Annotated in this window: 1 protein-coding gene; it reads right to left on the bottom strand. The window is 74.4% G+C overall.

The genetic code is table 11. The features are described 5' to 3' along the window. Nucleotides 1–859: ketoacyl-synthetase C-terminal extension domain-containing protein (locus tag KN815_RS41710; protein WP_216346987.1), on the bottom strand; the 859-nt coding region annotated here is incomplete at both ends.

The raw sequence follows: 859 nt of genomic DNA, 5'->3' as shown, positions 1-859 counted from the left end.
CCGACCCGCGAACACCGGCGACGAATCCAACAACTCCACCGCCATCCCCACCCACTGCGACCCCTGCCCCGGAAACACGAACACCGGCTTCCCGACCGGGCCCGCCACGCCCTGAGCCACGAGGCCACCGGGCTCGCCCCGGGTGAGGGCCGTCAGACCGCCACGGAAGTCCTCGACGCCGCCACCGACCACCACGGCGCGGTGGTCGAAGAGGGCGCGGGTGGTGGCCAGCGAGAGGCCCACGTCCGCCGGGGGCAGCTCCGGGTCCTCCGCGAGGCGCGTCAGCAGCCGTTCCGCCTGCGCCCGCAGGCCCGGCTCGGTCTTGGCCGACAGCACCCACGGCACCGTTGCGCCGCCCACCGGGGCGTCCCCCTCGGCCGAAGTACCCGAAGGCTCCGCGGCCTCCTCCTTGGGAGCCTGCTCGATGATGGCGTGGGCGTTGGTGCCGCTGGCGCCGAAGGCGGAGACCCCGGCGCGGCGGACCCGCCCGGTCTCCGGCCACGGCCGGGCCTGGGTGAGCAGTTCGACGGCGCCCGAGGACCAGTCCACGTTGGGCGACGGCTCCTCGATGTGCAGGGTCCTGGGCAGCACGCCGTGGCGGATGGCCTGCACCATTTTGATCACGCCGCCGACCCCCGCGGCGGCGGCCGTGTGGCCGATGTTGGACTTCAGCGAGCCGAGCCACAGTGGCCGGTCGGCCGGGCGCTTCTTCCCGTACGTGGCGAGCAGGGCGCCCGCCTCGATCGGGTCGCCCAGCGACGTTCCCGTGCCATGCGCCTCGACCACATCGACATCGGCGCCGGACAGCGTGGCGTTGGCCAGCGCCTGGCGGATCACCCGCTGCTGGGCACGGCCGTTC

It is taken from the genome of Streptomyces niphimycinicus (assembly GCF_018883605.1).
GTDB classification, from domain to species: domain Bacteria; phylum Actinomycetota; class Actinomycetes; order Streptomycetales; family Streptomycetaceae; genus Streptomyces; species Streptomyces niphimycinicus.
This window is presented reverse-complemented; position numbering and strand designations above follow the sequence as displayed.